Origin of the sequence: Dactylosporangium sp. CA-139066, assembly GCF_050936175.1 — a bacterium.
In the GTDB taxonomy this organism is placed as follows: Bacteria; Actinomycetota; Actinomycetes; order Mycobacteriales; family Micromonosporaceae; genus Dactylosporangium.
This window is the reverse complement of the sequence record NZ_JBNJNH010000001.1, coordinates 8,471,665-8,485,063: the sequence shown is the minus strand read 5'-3', so window position 1 is coordinate 8,485,063 and position 13,399 is coordinate 8,471,665. Positions and strand designations below refer to the sequence as shown.

General features: G+C 73.2%; 10 protein-coding genes. 4 read left to right on the top strand and 6 right to left on the bottom strand.

All coding sequences use genetic code 11. The features are described from left to right. Positions 1-264: 264 nt before the first annotated feature. Positions 265-648 (bottom strand): hypothetical protein, encoded by a 384-nt coding sequence (locus tag ACQEVU_RS38860; RefSeq protein ID WP_433332711.1) that lies wholly within the window; start codon positions 646-648, stop codon positions 265-267. A 92-nt stretch (positions 649-740) separates the two neighbouring features. Between ACQEVU_RS38860 and ACQEVU_RS38855 the strand changes: the two genes are divergently transcribed. Both ACQEVU_RS38855 and ACQEVU_RS38850 read left to right on the top strand, forming a co-directional pair. Then, positions 741-1,271: an AAA family ATPase gene (locus ACQEVU_RS38855; protein WP_433332709.1), complete on the top strand. Its 531-nt coding sequence runs from the start codon at positions 741-743 to the stop codon at positions 1,269-1,271. Positions 1,272-1,304: 33 nt separating this feature from the next. Then, positions 1,305-1,826, top strand: a complete 522-nt coding sequence (locus ACQEVU_RS38850; RefSeq protein WP_433332707.1) for a hypothetical protein — start codon at positions 1,305-1,307, stop codon at positions 1,824-1,826. 22 nt (positions 1,827-1,848) lie between these two features. Here ACQEVU_RS38850 and ACQEVU_RS38845 read toward each other — a convergent pair whose 3' ends face one another. Then, complete coding sequence (locus ACQEVU_RS38845; protein ID WP_433332705.1) at positions 1,849-4,980, bottom strand: penicillin acylase family protein; 3,132 nt, start codon at positions 4,978-4,980, stop codon at positions 1,849-1,851. A 129-nt stretch (positions 4,981-5,109) separates the two neighbouring features. Here ACQEVU_RS38845 and ACQEVU_RS38840 point away from each other — a divergent pair, with 129 nt between their 5' ends. Continuing rightward, positions 5,110-8,043 carry an SNF2-related protein gene (locus ACQEVU_RS38840; RefSeq protein WP_433332703.1) on the top strand — a complete coding sequence of 978 codons (2,934 nt, stop codon included), beginning with the start codon at positions 5,110-5,112 and terminating at the stop codon, positions 8,041-8,043. Here ACQEVU_RS38840 and ACQEVU_RS38835 read toward each other — a convergent pair. Next, the gene (locus tag ACQEVU_RS38835; protein ID WP_433332701.1) at positions 8,040-8,801 is read right to left on the bottom strand and encodes a DUF3105 domain-containing protein; all 762 of its coding nucleotides are present in this window, start codon (positions 8,799-8,801) and stop codon (positions 8,040-8,042) included. The two genes, ACQEVU_RS38840 and ACQEVU_RS38835, sit on opposite strands and share 4 nt — an antisense overlap. Positions 8,802-9,121: 320 nt before the next feature. Between ACQEVU_RS38835 and ACQEVU_RS38830 the strand changes: the two genes are divergently transcribed. Continuing rightward, positions 9,122-9,754, top strand: coding sequence for a hypothetical protein (locus ACQEVU_RS38830; protein WP_433332699.1), 633 nt, complete (start codon positions 9,122-9,124; stop codon positions 9,752-9,754). Here the strand turns inward: ACQEVU_RS38830 and ACQEVU_RS38825 are convergent. From ACQEVU_RS38825 to ACQEVU_RS38815, 3 genes are all read right to left on the bottom strand, one after another. Continuing rightward, positions 9,729-11,051, bottom strand: coding sequence for a hypothetical protein (locus ACQEVU_RS38825; RefSeq protein ID WP_433332697.1), 1,323 nt, complete (start codon positions 11,049-11,051; stop codon positions 9,729-9,731). The genes ACQEVU_RS38830 and ACQEVU_RS38825 overlap by 26 nt on opposite strands. Positions 11,052-11,570: 519 nt before the next feature. Continuing rightward, a complete protein-coding gene (locus ACQEVU_RS38820) occupies positions 11,571-12,575 on the bottom strand; it encodes an ABC transporter permease subunit (RefSeq protein ID WP_433332695.1) in 1,005 nt (334 codons plus the stop codon). A gap of 5 nt (positions 12,576-12,580) precedes the next feature. Next, positions 12,581-13,315 carry an ABC transporter ATP-binding protein gene (locus ACQEVU_RS38815; protein ID WP_433332693.1) on the bottom strand — a complete coding sequence of 245 codons (735 nt, stop codon included), beginning with the start codon at positions 13,313-13,315 and terminating at the stop codon, positions 12,581-12,583. Between the last annotated feature and the right edge of the window lie 84 nt (positions 13,316-13,399).

Here is a 13,399-nt window from a genome sequence, read left to right as displayed (position 1 = left end):
CATCATGACTGAAGCTCAGCAATGTGTAGCGCACAAAGAATGACGGGCGATGGAGCATGTCGCTCCATCGCCCGTCGCACCCTCACACCGGTTACACCCTGATCACGATTTCGCCGGTCCGATCCGCCGGTCACCCGATCCGCCGCCTCGGCCGGAGAGCGCTCTCAAGACTGGACTCAGACTGGCCCATGACAAGCCCAATGTCAATCACAGAATCGGTTGAGAGCGCTCTCTGGAATATGTTGTGGGAAACGCCAAACCTCCTTATGCCGCCTGGCGGCGCCGGCAGGCCTCCAGGTGCGCCGCGATGACGGCCGCGGTGCCCGAGCGCACGCAGGCGTCGGCGCCGGCCTCCAGCACGTCGACGACCCGCTGGTGGTCGCTGTACGGGCTGATCACGGCCACGATCGACGCGGCTGGATGGCGCAGGCACGCGGCGGTCACCGCGCGGGGGCCGGGGTCGTCGAGCACCACGATGTCCGGCTCGCGGCAGCCGGCCGGCAGCTCGTGGCGGCGGGTCAGCACCCAGCCCTGGGGCAGGTGCCGCTCGAGGTCGCCGAAGCGGCCGTTGGGGGCCACGAGCAGCACGTCGATGCGCTCGTGGGCGTCGGTCGGAATTCGGCGCTGGGGGAGGGTCACGATCGTCATGCCTCATTTATCGCGTGCCGGCCTGGCATCCCCCTCGGTCCCGCCTGCGAGAATCCTGGTAGCCCGCCGCGCACGAAGAGCGAGGGAGCGCCGTGATCGTCTGGCTCAACGGCCCGTCCGGGGTCGGCAAGGTGACCCTGGCCGCACATCTGTGCCGGCGCGAGCCGCGGGCCCGGGTGTTCGACCCGGAGGTGATCGACCGCCTGCTCAAACGCACCGTCGGCCTGGTCCGCCGGGGCGACTACCAGGACCTGCCGGCCTGGCGGGCGGCCACGGTCGCGGCCGCGGCCCGGCAGGCCCGCGGCGCCGAACCGCTGGTCGTGCCCATGACCGTGCTGCGCCGCCGGCACATCACGGACATCCTCGGCGCCCTGCGCAACCGCGGCCACGACGTACGCCACGTGCTGCTGGACGCCTCGCCCGACGTCCTCATCGAGCGGGTGGAGGCGGACGAGAGCCTGGACGCGGACGGCTGGCGGCTGGAGGACCTCGGGACGTACCTCACCGCCCGCCGCGACCTGCGCGAGCTCGGCGCCGTCGTGGACACCGACGACCTCGAGCCCGGCGAGGTCGCCGACGAGGTGCAGCGGCTGCTCCACACCTGGCGGCCGAACGTGCATTGACCCGGGGGTCCCGGGTGGGCGAACCTGGTCGCCATGCTCTCGTGGGGGCGGTTCCGGCGCTCGGCGCCCGGCCTCGCCGCGGCCGGCCGGGCGCTGCTGTACCGCAGCGGCGTCGGCCTGGCGTACCTGGGCACCGTCCGCGCCGACGGCGGCCCGCGGGTGCACCCGGTCAACCCGCTGCTGGTCGAGGACGGGCTGTACGTGCTGCTCATGGTCTCGCCGAAGCTCGAGGACCTGCTGCGCGACCGCCGCTTCGCGCTGCACACGTTCCCCATGGGCGCCGCGGACACGTCCACGGGCCCGGGCGAGGACGCCTTCTACCTCACGGGGCGGGCCGCGTTCCCGCGCGAGGGGGCGCTGCGGCGCAGCGTGGCGGCCGCCTTCGTGGCCGAGCGCGCGCTGGCCGCACCCCCGCCCGGCTTCGCCCGGCACGTGCTCGTCGAGCTGCTCGTCGGCACGTGCGTGCTCAGCCGGGCGGGGCAGTACGTCACCTGGGCGGCGGCCGACGCCCCGGCCGGCGGGCTGCCGGCCGGGCGCCACCGCGCCACGCTGTGAAGCGCCGCCGCGCAGCGGTGCTCTAGGAGGAGTACACCTCCATCTCCCACAGCGAATAGCCGTATCCGGTGCCGCGGGCCACCCCGGCCATGCGCACGTACCGGGCGCTGACCGGCGCGAACGTGACGTTGTCGATCCCGCCGTTGCCCGCGTCGACCACCGCCGCCGGCGTCCAGGAGCTGCCGTTGGCGGAGACTTCGATGCGGTACCGCGACCCGTACGCCGCCTCCCACCGCAGGATGACCCGGCTGACCGTGCGGGCCGAGCCGAGGTCGACGGTGATCGACTGGTTGTCGGTCCACCAGCTGCTCCACCGCGTGGTCGGGTCGCCGTCGACCGCGGCCCCGGCGGAGTAGCCGATGAACGTGCCGCTGGCGCTCACGCCGCGGCCCTGCGCCAGGTTGGTCAGGTCGGCGCCGCGCCGGGCCGGGAACGACACCACCTGCTGGTACGTCGGCCGGTTCTGCCACGAGATCTTGTCGTGCGTGATCCCGCCCAGCGGCGACTGGATGATCGTGTCGGCGCACCACTGGTCGCCGGCCGAGCAGTTCTTGTCGCCCGGGTAGGTGGTGGTGGCGGGCTCGGCGGCGGCCGTCGCCAGGGTCGTGGCCAGCACCTGCCGGCACCCGGCCACGGTGCCGCCGCCGCAGTAGGTCCGGCCCAGCCCGCTGCGGACCGGGTCGCCGAGGACGGCGCGGAGGTCTTTGTCGAGGTACCCCCACCAGCCGTACTGGAACGAGGACCCCTTGTGGCCCTGGCTCTGGTTCAGCGAGCCGGCGCTGGTCGGCCCGGTGGCCCCGGAGGGCGACTCGTCGATCTGCAACGCCCTGGTCAGCGCCGCGTAGACGTCGTCGCCGAGCCCGGGCCGGAACGCGGCGTCGACCAGCTTCGGCCACCAGGCGTCGAACGTGCGGATGGCGGCGGCGTGCTGGTAGACGTGCGAGCCGGGGGAGGTCTCCACCCGCTTGGCCCCCGCCGCCTGCCAGGCCCGCAGCGCCGCGACGCTGGGGTCGGTGCTCGTCCCGGCCGGGTCGAGGATGCGCAGCAGCTCCGGCAGCAGGTTCTCGCCCCGCAGGTCGGTCACGGCGGCGTCCTCGACGAGCCGCACGACGCCGGCCCGGTCGAGCTTGGCGCCGCCGCCCAGCGCGGATTTGACCCGCTTGTCGAGCAGATCGGCGCGATGCACGGCGCCGAAACTGAAGTTTCCGTCCGCCGCCCCCGTGTCCTTACTTTGCTTGTTATTCCAAGAGACGAAATAATCCTGCCCGGTCGACTGCGGATGCGCGGTCACCGGAATGTAGTCGGCCGTATTCGTATCCGCATTCCAGCCGGACCATTCATAAGCGGCGTCGGCCTTCGTCGGCAGGTTCGGGTTGGCGCCGGACTTGCGCACCGGGTCGTTGCCCGAGTTGAAGTACGCCGTGTCCGTGGCGTTGACGTAGAACCAGTTGAACGCGTACCCGACGTCGGAGGCCGAGGCGATGAACTGGGCCGGCGTGCCCATGGCCGCCGGGTCGTTGAACGCCTGGAAGCCGATCGCCGAGTCGGCCTCGTGCCGGTACGTCGAGCGCAGCTGGGTGAAGGCCACCGGCTGCCCGCCGACCGTCCCGCGCCAGGCGACCAGGCCGTACTTGGTGCGGTACGTGATGAGCTGGTAGGACCCGGCGGGCGTGGAGTCGGCGACGGTCGGCGTCCAGGCGTTGGTCTGGGTCAGCGCCTCCATCGGCGTGCACACGCCGTGGTACAGGTAGGCGGTGCCGGCGGCGTTGCACAGCGGCACCGCGTAGGTGTCGGTGATGTCCTGCTCCGACGACGTGGCGCTCCACGCGTAGTCCTGGCCGCGGCCGAGCAGCACGTAGAGGTTGAGCCCGGCGAAGGCGACCCCGTGCGCGCTGACCCCCGGCCCCTGCAGCTCCTGCAGCATGAGCAGCTGTGGCGAGAAGTACCCGGTCTGCGGCCCGAACACCGCGATCGGGTGCCCGCTCGCCGAGTGGGCCGCGTCGATCACCACCGCGTTGGACATGCCCCGCTTGGTCGCCGCGCCGGGGGCCACCTGTGCGGTACTCCCGGCCGAGCCCGTCGGGTTGAAGACCACCGGCTGGGGCGAGACGCTGCCGGCGTCCGGCAGCGCCACCCCGGGCGCGTCCGGGTCGGCCGCGCCGTAGGGGAAGGACTGCCCGTTGTGCAGGGTCAGCACGGCCTCCTCGTCGTTCTGCTCGCGGAACGCGGCCCACAGCCGGTCGCCCTCGGCCGCGCCGTAGCGCGCCCGGGCCGTGACCCGCACCAGCGCCGACTCGACCTCGCCGCCCCCGCCGCCGCCGAACAGGCCGCCGACCACGCCGGCGATCGCGATCAGGTCGGTCATCTGGAACGGCTCCGGCCCGCCGGCGTTGGTGACCGCGTCGAGGTGCCCGGTCAGCACGTACTCCCCGGGGCAGTTGCGCCCGGCCATGCACGCGGCGATGTAGGCGTTGATGCCGGCGACGTACTGCTGCACGTCGTCGTAGAGCTGCGCCCCGCGCGCGCCCTTCGTGCGCAGCGCCGCCACCTGGGCCTGCAGGTCGGCCTCGGTGTAGGGGGCGTTGCGCCAGATGCTCTGCTCGAGCTCCCGGTTGCCCGGCGCGCCGCCGGCGAACGGGGTGAGCTTGCCGCGGCCGACCCGGCGCATGAGGTCCATGACGAACAGGCGGTCCTCGGCTCCGGCGTACCCGGCGCCGAACATCGTCCCGGCCCGCGTCGTGCCCGTCACGTGCGGCACCCCGAGCGCCTTGTCCCGCACGATCGTCACGTCGGAGCGCGGGCTGTAGCTGCGCGCGACCTGGCCGGCCGGCACGCCGAACGACGAGCTGTTGTAGAAGGACGAGATCTGCTCGTCGGTGAGCCCGGTGTAGGCGGCGACGAGGTTGGCGTACGGGCCGAGCTGGTCGGCCGAGTGCGCCGGCCGGAAGCCCAGCGCCTGGTGGGCCAGGATGTCGGCCAGCGTGGCGTTGCCGTTCTCTCCCGGCGGCAGGATGTCGTTGCACTGCTCCAGGCAGTAGTCGTTCGGCGCCAGGACGGCCGCCTCGGCCGGTGCGGCGGCGAGCGCGGGTGCGACGAGGGCGGCGGAGGTGAGCAGTAACGCCGCCAGGGCGCGTTTGACGAGGGGTAGGGACATGGCGGATCCCTTCCGGGGGTTGCGAGCCAATATGAAAATGACTCGGATTACCGGATCGTAACAACGACGTCCGTCTCTGGATAGATGTCTTATACGGTCGATACGCTGGGGCTCCACTACGCTTCAGCGGTGCTCGTGGTCCATGCGCTCTGGGTCGAGGGCCGGGTCGGCCTGTGGGCGGAGGGGGACCCGGCCGACGCGGCGGTCCGCGGGCGCCGCCACCCGTTCGCCCTCGGCCGCCTCGACCTCGACGGCGACACCGCCGTGCACGCCGAGCGCCGCCTGCGCCTGCCCACCCGCGACCGCCGGCCCGAGGCCTCACCCGGCGACGGCGCCGCCACGAAGCTCGCGGGCTGGATCGTCGAGACCGCCGAGTACGCCCCCGACGACGCCCTCGGCCTGCTGCGCGCCCTGGGCGCCATGGCCGGGGCGGACATCGCGCTGGGGGAGTCCACCCGCTGGTTCGCCGCCGTCGCCTCGTTCGCCGCCGGCCTCGCCGCCCGCGGCCGCATGCTCCCCGCCGTCGTCGGCGACGAGGCCCGCTGGCTGCCGGTCCTCACCGGCCGCGACGCCGCCTACGCGCGGTCCCTGGTCCTGGCGATGCCGACCGCCGCGCTCGCCGCCGGCGAGGACGGCGCGACCCGGGCCGCCGCCCTGGCCGAGGTCCTCGACGCCCTGACCGATGCCGCCGCCCGCGCCGCGCTGCCCGACGACGCCGCCCGGGCCGCGAACGAGGGCTGGCTGGCCGCACTCACCGGGCGCGACCGGCGCATCGCCGGGCTCACGCCGGCCGCCCTGGAGCGGCTGCGGACCCAGCTCGCCGCGTGGGAGGCCGACGCCGTCGGCGGCGCCGTGCGGGCCTGCTTCCGGCTCGTCGAGCCGCCCGAGCCCGAGCCGGGGGAGGAGGTACCGGCGGATCCGCGGTGGACGCTCGAGTTCGCGCTGCAGGCGGCCGACGAGCCGACCCTCGTCGTCGACGCCGAGCGGGTGTGGCAGTCCCGCGGCGCGCTCAAGGCCCTGCAGCGGCACATCCCGGCGCCCCAGGAGACGCTGCTGGCCGAGCTCGGACGGGCCAGCCGGCTGTACCCCGCGATCGAGGACGCCCTGCGCGAGGCCCGGCCCGTGGCGCTGCGCCTCGACACCGACGGCGCGCACCGGCTGCTCAGCGAGTCGGCCCCGCTGCTGGCCGCGGCCGGCTTCGGCGTCGTCCTGCCCGGCTGGTGGCGGCGCGCCTCGGCCCGCCTCGGCGCGCGGCTGACGGCCAAGTCCGGCGGCGCCGCCCCCGGCACGGTCGCCACCGACAGCGGCCTCGGCCTCGACGCCGTCGTGGACTACCGGTGGGAGCTCGCGATCGGCGACGAGCCGCTCTCCGAGGACGAGCTGCGCCGGCTCACCGACCTCAAGGCGCCCCTCGTGCGGCTGCGCGGCCAGTGGGTCGAGCTCGACCCGCGCCGCCTCGCCGAGGGCCTGTCGTTCCTCGAGCGGCACCGGGAGCAGGAGACGATGACCGTCGCCGACCTGCTGCACCTGGCCGGCGGCGCCGCCGAGGGCCCCGGCGGGCTGCCGGTCGTCGAGGTCACCGCCGACGGCTGGCTCGGCGACCTGCTCAGCGGGGAGGCCGACCTGCGCATCGGCGACGGCGACGTGCCGCCGGCGTTCCGGGGGGAGCTGCGGGCGTACCAGATGCGGGGTTTGCACTGGCTCCGGTTCCTCGAGACGGCGGGCCTCGGCGGCATCCTCGCCGACGACATGGGCCTGGGCAAGACCGTCCAGCTGCTGGCCCTGATCGCCGGGGACGCGCCCGGCCCGACGCTGCTGGTGTGCCCGATGTCGCTGGTCGGCAACTGGCAGCGGGAGGCCGCCCGCTTCGCGCCTGCCGTGCGCGTGCACGTCCACCACGGCGCCGACCGCGCCCGGGCGCTCGACCCGGCCGAGTTCGACCTCGTCGTCACCACCTACTCGGTCGTCACCCGCGACGCGGAGAAGCTCGGCGCCGTGTCGTGGCACCGGATCGTGCTCGACGAGGCCCAGGCCGTCAAGAACGCGGCGACAAAGCAGTCGGCGGCGGTACGCGCACTGCCGGCCCGGCACCGCATCGCCGTCACCGGCACGCCCGTCGAGAACCGCCTCGCCGACCTGTGGTCCATCATGGACTTCGCCAACCCGGGCCTGCTGGGCAGCGCCACGAAGTTCAAGGAGCGCTACGCCGAGCCCATCGAGCGCTTCGGCGACGCCGACGCCGCCGCCCGGCTGCGCCGCGTCACCCAGCCGTTCGTGCTGCGCCGGCTCAAGACCGACCGCAGCATCATCACCGACCTGCCGGAGAAGCTGGAGTACGACGTCGTCTGCAGCCTGACCCGCGAGCAGGCCAGCCTCTACCAGGCCGTCGTCGACGACATGCTCGCCCGCATCGACAGCAGCCAGGGCATCGAGCGCCGCGGCCTGGTGCTGGCCACGATGACCCGGCTCAAGCAGATCTGCAACCACCCGGCCCTGGCCCTGCGCGACGGCAGCCGCCTGCCCGGCCGCAGCGGCAAGCTCGCCCGGCTCGAGGAGATCGCCGAGGAGATCCTGGCCGCCGGCGAGCGCGCGCTCATCTTCACGCAGTACGCCGAGTTCGGCGCCATGCTGCGCGCCGAGCTCTCCGCCCGCTTCGGCCGCGAGGTCGCCTTCCTGCACGGCGGCCTGCCCAAGGCGTCCCGCGACGCGCTCGTGGCCCGCTTCCAGGAGGCCTCGGCGTCCTCGCCGCCGCTGTTCGTGCTCTCGCTCAAGGCCGGCGGCACCGGCCTCACCCTGACCGCGGCCAACCACGTGATCCACGTCGACCGCTGGTGGAACCCGGCCGTCGAGGACCAGGCGACCGACCGCGCGTTCCGCATCGGCCAGCGCCGCGCGGTCCAGGTGCGCAAGTTCGTCACCGCCGGCACGGTCGAGGAGAAGATCGCCGGCCTGATCGGCGACAAGCGCGGCCTGGCCGCGAAGATCGTCGGGACGGGCGAGGGCTGGCTCACCGAGCTGTCCACCGCCGACCTGCGCGAGCTGCTGACGCTCTCCCCCGGCTAGGCCGTGGCGGTCGGCGCGGCGCTCACGTCGTTGGAGGTGGTGCCGTTGCTGCACGGCACGCCGGCCTCCATGCTGGCCGTCTCGCGGTACGCCTTGATGAACCGGTCGATGCGCGCGTCGCTCGCCGTGGACACCCGCAGCTGGTACCCCCACGCCTGCAGGGAGATCGGCGTCGGCTGCCCCTCGTACGGGCTCATGAGCATGAAGTCGTTGTTGCGCACCTTCTGGGCGAGCTTCTCGACCTCGCCCGCCGGCGTCCCCGGCTGGTAGGTGATCCACACGGCCCCGTGCTCGAGACTGTGCACGGCGTTGCCTTCGTCGATCGCGGTCGGGTACACGTCCCCGGCGCACCGCTGCCAGACCGGATGATGCGGCCCACCCGCCGCCGGCGTCATCGGATACTCGATCTTCTCGCCCTCGGGCTTGTGCTCGCGCTCGAGCCACTCGGGGTGCGTGGTGCGGTAGTCGATGAGCCCGGCGATCGCCTGCCCGTTGTCGCCGGCGTCGTCGTGGGCCCTGGTCGTGTACCACACCACCCCGACGATCCCGGCCACGCACAGCACGGCGAGCGCCCCGACGATGCTGACCACCGCGATGAGGACGCCACGGTTGCTCTTGCCCCCGCCCGGCGGATACGGCGGCGGCTGCTGCCCCGGGTACGGCGGCTGCGGGGGATACGGCGGCTGGGGCGGCTGCGGGGCACCGTATGACGGCGGCGGGCCGTACGACGGCGGCGGTTCGGGGTAGGCGCCGGTCATGCGGTGGACATTACCGGAATGTGCGGTTGCGCCCTCGCGCCCTTCGGCTGAGATTCGCGCAGCGCCGGCTGCGGACGGGCGTGGTGTTGCACGGGGCCTTGTCCGCTTGCGAGCACGCCGCGGTTGTTGCCACGAAAAGTCGGGCGCTGGCGCGCCACGACTTTTCGGACTTTTCGCCTGTCAGGAGATAAATCCGATAAGTCGTGGCACGGAGTGCCCGACTTATCGGAAAAGCCCGGCCCGTACCGTTCCGACAGTCGGCGCAAGCATCCGGGCCACGTCCGCGGCGGGTCCGGTTGAGGCACGATATCGTCGGCCGCATGGCGGCCGAGTGTGAAGTCGATGGATGCGCGGTCCTCGCCATCGGGCGATGCCGGGAGTGCGGGCGCGCGTTCTGCATGTCGCACCAGGCACACAACGACGTGACCGGCGAGGGGTACGCCGCGCTGTGCATCCAGTGCCTGGAGCGCCGCGCGCGGGTGCGCCGGCCGGGCGACGAGCGGGCCGACGCGCGGGCGGCGACGGAGCGGCTGTGGGTGACGTCCGGGCAGGCGGTGCTGGACCTCTACGCGGCCGGGATCGCGCCGGTGAGCATCGTCGAGCGGCGCTCGCGCTTCGTCAAGCAGCGCTTCGGCCGGCCGCGCGAGGAGATCGACGAGGTCGAGGTCGGCGGGCTGTGGGTCATCGGGCGGTTCGAGTGGACCGAGATGCAGGAGATCCCGGAGACCCGCGAGTGGACGACCGGGCTGCTCGCGCACCCCGCCGGCGGCTACCCGGTGTCGATGGTCGCCCGGGCCGTCGCCCGCTGCCGGGTCGTCGAGGAGGGGGTGGCGGTGCTGATCCGCGACGCGGCGTACGGGGACAGCTTCACGCAGCTCGAGCGGCGCGAGATCCCGCGCATCGCCGCGGCGGTGAGGTCGCTGATCGCTAGCGCGGAGTCCCCAGCGCGTTGAGCGCGTCCAGGTAGCGCGGCGGCACCACGTTCGGGCCGTCGCCGCGGAACGCCGCCTCGACCTCGGCGTCGCTCGGCAGCGCCGGCACCTCGGCGGCGAGCGCCCGCACGATCGGGGCGTCGCGCCAGTCGGGGTGCTCGGTGAGCAGCCGCAGCGCCACGAGCGACTCCTCGATCTCGCCGACGCACTCGAACGGCTTGTGCGCGGTGAGTCCCATGAGTTCGCGGTACCCCGGAAGCTGCGTCATGTCCGTGAACACATCGGCGCCGAAGATGTGCAGCAGGCGGTCGCGCCCGGTGAACGGCGCCAGGGCGAGGAACACGAACCGGCACTTGGGGCAGTGCCCGCACCAGCGCTCGCTCGCGTCGCGCTGCTTGAACGCGGCGTTGCAGCTGGTGACGACCTCGTCGTAGTCGGTGAACTTCGCGAACAGCCCGGCGATGTGCAGCTCGGACAGGCCGCGCAGCAGCGAGAAGTACGCGTCGCGCAGCCCGGCGTGGGCCAGCAGCGCGTCGCGCAGGTGCACCTCGGCCGGCAGCCCCTTGGACCACTGGTGGTTGATGTCCCGCCCGAGCCAGTTGAGGTTCGGCACGGAGGCGGAGCTCTCGTTCGACATCACCACCGGCCCGAGCCCGTGCATCACCGAGGCGGCGACCGCGATCAGCGAGTTGATCGCGGTGACGGGGATGTGGCCGTTGTACGCCCCGGCCTCGTTCAGCTCGCGCATGCGCGGATCGAGCTGCCGGCGTACGGCGCGGACGGGCTGCGGCGACACGGCCATCACCCCGCGGATGATCGCGTTGGGGTTCACGGAGAAGAGCACCGGTTCGAGCCCGGCCAGCTCCAGCGCCTCCATCGTCACGATGGAGTCCTTGCCCCCGCCGACGGCCGCGAGCGGCGCCCCGCCGGGCGTACGCTCCCAGGTCGGCGCCGCGGCCGTCTCCTTGGCCTCGATCGGCAGGTCGAGCACGTACTCGAGCTTGTTCTGGTACGCGAACTCGCCCAGCCCCTCGCGGAAGAGCGCCCGCACCCACGGCAGCGCCCCTTCGGTGAGCGCCACCCCGTCGAGCTCGACGCGCCGCGGCGCGGCAATCTTGTAGTACGAGGTGGAGGCGGCCACGTACAGCAGGTCGAGCACGCGCTCGAGCGCGGGATGCTCGACGCTCGGCGGCCCGAAGTCGACGGTCTCGGTGAGCACGAGGTCCCCGAGCGCATAGTGGAACCGCGCCACGCCGGTCGCCGGGTCGAACTCCCGCCCGGGAAACCGCAGCGCCTCCACGTCCTCCCACGCGTTCAAGCTCGTTGCCTCCGTCGTTGTCCGGTGCCGCGCCGACCCGCAATGGTAGCTTTCACGCCCCGCCCCGCTCGCCGACCGTCCACAACTCCACGGACGAACCCCGTTCAACCCCGATAAGTCGGGCACTCCGTGCCACGACTTATCGGATTTATACCCTGACAGGCGAAAAATCCGAAAAGTCGTGGCGCGCCAGCGCCCGACTTTTCGCACCCGCAGGCTGCGTACGCACCGCAACCGAGCGCCGCCGACGCTTCCGCTCCACGAGCATGCCCAAGATCTTCGAGCGTTTGTGCTCATGGCGATGTCCATTTTGCCCACCGCCGCTTTTCGCGGTCCGGAAGCGAAAACGTCGCCCGCGCACCCGAAGTGCGTACCGGCGCCATTCGATCGCATTCCGTGGGAGCGCAACCCGATACGTCGGGCACTCCGTGCCACGACTTATCGGACTTATGCCCTGACAGGCGAAAAATCCGAAAAGTCGTGGCGCGTCAGCGCCCGACTTTTCGCAGCGCAGCGCCGTCAGGTGCGGTGGCGGATGCGCCAGGCGGCGACGAACGCCAGCAGTGCCGTAAGAGACAGGTACAGCGCCGTCTCCAGGAGCTGGAAGCGCCAGAAGCGGGAGTTCGGCTGGTACGCAATGTCCAGGTGCAGGTCATAAGCGGCCAGGCACGGCGACGAGTCGCCGAACGTGCCGCGGGCGCCCGTCTTCGGGGCGCGCATCAGGCAGTCGTCGAACGCGCGCGCATCGAGCGGGCGGCCGTCCGCCGTCAGCAGCTCGCTGGTCGACGTCACCCACGCGTCCGGGACCTCGATGCCGCGGACGACCGGGGCGCTGCCGAGCGTGCCGAGGCCGTGGGCCTCGTCGATCGCCGACGCGGTCATCGGGCGGGTGAGGTGCAGGGGCGGCATGAGATGCGGGCGTACGGCATTGGGCATCACGAACAGCACGGCGATCACGAGCAGGCCGGTCAGGGCCATCGCCGGTACCGTCCGGCGCACGAACAACCCGGTCACCGCGCCCAGCACGCTCGCGAAGGCGGCCTGGGCGATCGGGGAGAGGTCGCGTGCGCCGAAGTTGACGGTGGCGAAGCGGTCGCCGGCGACGGCGTCGACCGGGGAGGCGGCCCAGGTCAGCAGGGCGGCGGCGACCGCCGCGAAGAGCAGGGTGGCCAGCAGGACCGTGGACAGGCGCACCGCCAGCCAGCGGCGGCGGGTCACGCTCTGGTTCCACGCCAGGCGGTGGGTGCCGGTCTCGAGCTCCCGGGCGATCAGCGGCGCGCCCCAGAACATGCCGATCAGCGGCGGTACCAGGCCGAGCACGCCGGCCAGGAGCAGCAGGCGGGTGCGGTAGTCGCCGGCCAGGCGGGCCATGGTCGCGGTGCAGTCGCCCGTAGCGTGGCACTGCGCCAGGTAGCCGTCGCGGGCGGCGCGGATGTCCAGGCCGGTGCTGATCAGGTACGCCGCCAACGCGGCCAGGACCACGGCGCCGACCATCAGGGACAGGCGGGACTGGCGCCAGCTCATCCAGATCATCGGGCGGCCCGCTCGAGGTAGGACAGGACGAGCTCGGACAGGGCGACCGGGGTCCCGTCGGCGCGGCGGTGGGCCGCCAGCAGGTCGGTGACGTCGCCGGCGAGCTGCACGCGGGCGCCGGCCAGGACGACGAGGTGGTCGCAGACGCGCTCGACGTCGGCCAGTAGGTGCGAGGAGAGGATCGCGCTGGCGCCGAGGTCGGCGACCGAGCGCAGCAGGCCGCGCAGGAAGCCGTCGCGGGCGAGGGGGTCGAGGGCGGCCGCCGGCTCGTCGAGGATGAGGAGCTCCGGGCGCTTCGCGGCGGCCAGGGTGAGCGCCAGCTGGGCGCGCTGGCCGCCGGAGAGGCGGCCGGCCTTCTGGGTCAGGGGGAGCGCGGCCTGCTCGACGCGGGCGCGGGCCGTCGCGGCGTCCCAGCGCGGGTTCATGCGCGCGCCCATGCGCAGGTGGTCGGCGACGGTCAGGCCGGCGTACACCGGCGCGTCCTGCGCCACGAACCCGACCCGGGCCAGGTGTGCGGCGCCGGCGGCCGGGCGGGCGCCGAGGACGTGCAGGGCGCCGGCGGTCGGCTCGATGAGGCCGCAGGCGAGCTGCAGCAGGGTGGACTTCCCGGCGCCGTTGGGGCCGACGAGGCCGACGATGCGCCCGGCCGGCACGTCGAGGTCGACGCCGGCCAGCGCCTCGCGGCGGCCGTAGCGCTTGGTGAGGGCTTCTGCCCGCAGTACCGAAGACATGCCCTGAATGTTCGGTGGCGGCCGAGGCGCGGGCACCGGTCCGAAGCAGGGGTGGGCCCCTACTTTCGGCCACCGGTACGGCGG

Excerpts from the sequence above, each read along its gene's own strand:
- ACQEVU_RS38835 (WP_433332701.1), bottom strand. The coding sequence starts at position 8,801 with ATGACCGGCGCCTACCCCGAACCGCCGCCGTCGTACGGCCCGCCGCCG.
- ACQEVU_RS38820 (WP_433332695.1), bottom strand. The coding sequence starts at position 12,575 with ATGAGCTGGCGCCAGTCCCGCCTGTCCCTGATGGTCGGCGCCGTGGTC.
- ACQEVU_RS38830 (WP_433332699.1), top strand. The coding sequence starts at position 9,122 with ATGGCGGCCGAGTGTGAAGTCGATGGATGCGCGGTCCTCGCCATCGGG.
- ACQEVU_RS38845 (WP_433332705.1), bottom strand. The coding sequence starts at position 4,980 with ATGTCCCTACCCCTCGTCAAACGCGCCCTGGCGGCGTTACTGCTCACC.
- ACQEVU_RS38860 (WP_433332711.1), bottom strand. The coding sequence starts at position 648 with ATGACGATCGTGACCCTCCCCCAGCGCCGAATTCCGACCGACGCCCAC.
- ACQEVU_RS38815 (WP_433332693.1), bottom strand. The coding sequence starts at position 13,315 with ATGTCTTCGGTACTGCGGGCAGAAGCCCTCACCAAGCGCTACGGCCGC.
- ACQEVU_RS38850 (WP_433332707.1), top strand. The coding sequence starts at position 1,305 with ATGCTCTCGTGGGGGCGGTTCCGGCGCTCGGCGCCCGGCCTCGCCGCG.